Raw genomic sequence first — 2,949 nt, forward strand, 5'->3', positions numbered from 1 at the left:
CGGCGCTTGGAGCCGGCGCGTGCGGCGCGTGCGGCGCTTGGAGCCGGGCCGCCGGGCAAGCACTAGCCCTGGAAGTTCTCCATCCAGACATCCGTGCCGAGTTTGATGATCAGCGCGCCGACCACCACCAGGAACACGATCCGGATGAACTTACTCCCCTGCTTCACCGCCATCCGCGCGCCAATGTAGCCGCCCGTCATGTTGGCGATGCCGAGGATCAGGCCGATGCCCCAGAGCAGGGAGCCGTGCGGCAGGAAGAAGGCCAGCGCGCCGATATTCGTGGCCATGTTCACGATTTTGGCCTTGGCACTGGCGGCCAGGAAGTTATATCCCAGCATGGTCACCATGGCGATGATCAGGAAGGAACCGGTTCCCGGGCCAATCAGTCCGTCATAGAATCCGATGACGCCGCCGATGGCAGCTGCCGTGACGTAATGCCGGTTCCCGGTGTGGCGGAGCTGGGTTAGCTCACCAACCGTGGGTTTGGTGGCGGTGAAGATGGCCACGACGATCAGGGCCACCACAATGATCGGCTTGAACACCGATGCCGGCAGCGACGCCGCGAGGATCGCTCCGCAAAAGCTGCCGACCAGCGCGACGCCGGCCATGGGCAGCGCGGTTTTCAGGTCCGGGTGGGCGCGTCTGTAGTAGGTGAGCGCGCTGGTGGTGGTCCCGAAAATCGAACCCATCTTGTTCGTGGCCAGGGCCTCGACGGGGGCGATTCCGGGCACGAGAAGAAGCGCGGGCAGCTGGAGCAGTCCGCCGCCGCCTACAACGGCGTCGACCCATCCAGCCGCGAGGCCCGCCACCACAATCAAGAGGATGGTGGCGAGCGTTATCTCCTCGAGCCCGGAGACCAACCTAGCGGCTCAGGCCCGGGCAGCGCGGAGCACGTACTCCACAGCTTCGGCAACCGGCACATTCTCGGCCACGCCCGTGGCGCGGTCCTTGATTTCGACCACGCCGTCAGCCAGTCCGCGGCCGACCACCAGGATGGTCGGGACACCGATCAGTTCCGCGTCGCCGAACTTCACGCCGGGGGAAACCTTGGGACGGTCGTCGTAGATGACTTCCAGACCGGCGGCTTCAAGCTCTTCGGAGAGCTTGGCTGCGGCTTCGAAGATCTCCTCGCCGCGGCCGGTGGCCACAACGTGGACGTCTGCCGGCGCGACGGAGCGCGGCCAGATGATGCCCTTGTCGTCACGGTTGGATTCGGCCAGGGCTGCGACTGCGCGGGTGACGCCCACGCCGTAGGAACCCATGGTCACCGTGGCAAGCTTGCCGTTCTTGTCCAGGACCTTCAGTCCCAGGGCTTCGGCGTACTTGCGGCCAAGCTGGAAAATGTGGCCCATTTCGATGCCGCGGGCGGCTTCCAGCTGGCCGGAGCCGTCCGGAGCCTCGTCGCCTTCGCGTACCTCAACGGCTTCGATGACGCCGTCCCAGCCGAAGTCGCGGCCGGCAACCAGGCCGATCACGTGCTTCCCGGGAGTGTTGGCGCCGGTGATCCAGCTGGTGCCGGAGACCACACGCGGGTCCACCAGGTAGACCAGGCCGGTTGCCGATTCGGTGCCGAGGACGGCTTCAGCCAGGCTCAGGCCCGGGCCGATGTAGCCCTTGACCAGGCCGGTATTTCTCTTCAGGTCATCCTCGGTCGCTGCCTCGACGGCCAGCTCGCCGGCAATTTCCAGGTGCTCGCCGATGTTGGCTTCGATGCGCTTGAGGTCCACGGCACGGTCACCGGGGACGCCGACGACGACGATCTGCCGTTCGCCGGTGGGCAGCGAGACCGCGAGCACCACGTTCTTGAGGGTGTCCGCGGCGCTCCATTCGCCGTCGTCCTTCGGGAAACGGGCGTTGACATCGGCAACCAGGGTGTCGATGGTCGGGGTGTCCGGAGTGTCCACGACCTGGGCAGCGGGCGCGTTGGCGAAGTCGATAGGCGCCGGCGGGACAGTGGTGACGGCTTCGACGTTGGCTGCGTAGCCGCCGGCCGAACGGACGTAGGTGTCCTCGCCAACCGGAGTCGGGTGCAGGAATTCCTCGCTCTTGGAGCCGCCCATGGCGCCGGAAACAGCGGAAACCACAACGACGTCGAGCCCCAGGCGCTCGAAGATGCGCAGGTAAGCGCCGCGGTGCGCCTGGTAGCTGGCTTCGAGGCCTTCATCGTCGATGTCGAAGGAGTAGGAGTCCTTCATGATGAACTCGCGGCCGCGGAGCAGGCCGGCGCGCGGCCGGGCCTCGTCACGGTACTTGTTCTGGATCTGGAAGAGCGAAACCGGAAGGTCCTTGTAGGAGCTGTACAGGTCTTTGACCAGGAGGGTGAACATTTCCTCGTGGGTAGGGGCCAGCAGGTAGTCCGCGCCCTTTCGGTCCTGCAGGCGGAAGAGGTTGTCGCCGTATTCGGTCCAGCGGTTGGACGCTTCGTACGGTTCGCGCGGCAGCAGGGCAGGGAAGTGGACTTCCTGGGCGCCGATCGAGGCCATTTCTTCGCGGATGATGGTCTCAACCTTGCCCAGCACCCGAAGACCCAGCGGCAGCCAGGAATAGATACCCGGCGCGGCGCGGCGGATGTAGCCGGCGCGGACCAGCAGACGGTGGCTGGCGACGTCGGCGTCGGCCGGATCTTCGCGCAGGGTGCGCAGGAAAAGAGTGGAAAGTCGAAGGACCACGCTGGGAATCCGTTTCTGCAGCCATGCTGCACGCTAAGGAAGAAGTTCTCCCTACTAATCTAGCCGCTTGCTCCGGGGTTCCCGGACAGGCTTTGCGTGTGGCGGTGACGGCGACTGGGGCGGGCGGCCCGGGAACCGTCGGGTGCTTCGCGGATCAGGGCCTCGACGGGTCTGGGATATGCGGTGAAGGGCGCTGCCAGGCTTCAGCCGTTCTTCGGTGTGCAACTCTGGTGACTTCAACGCGGAACAGGTCGCCATATCTGAACACTGACTCAGCGGG

General features: G+C 65.6%; 2 protein-coding genes. Both read right to left on the reverse strand.

The window, feature by feature from the left end; translation table 11 throughout:
- Nucleotides 1-62 precede the first annotated feature (62 nt).
- Nucleotides 63-860 (reverse strand): TSUP family transporter, encoded by a 798-nt coding sequence (locus RTN46_RS16345; protein WP_312182970.1) that lies wholly within the window; start codon nt 858-860, stop codon nt 63-65.
- A gap of 9 nt (nt 861-869) precedes the next feature.
- Nucleotides 870-2,669, reverse strand: coding sequence for a proline--tRNA ligase (locus tag RTN46_RS16350; RefSeq protein WP_312182972.1), 1,800 nt, complete (start codon nt 2,667-2,669; stop codon nt 870-872).
- Nucleotides 2,670-2,949: the final 280 nt, after the last annotated feature.

This window comes from Arthrobacter sp. (assembly GCF_031988865.1).
In the GTDB taxonomy this organism is placed as follows: domain Bacteria; phylum Actinomycetota; class Actinomycetes; order Actinomycetales; family Micrococcaceae; genus Arthrobacter_B.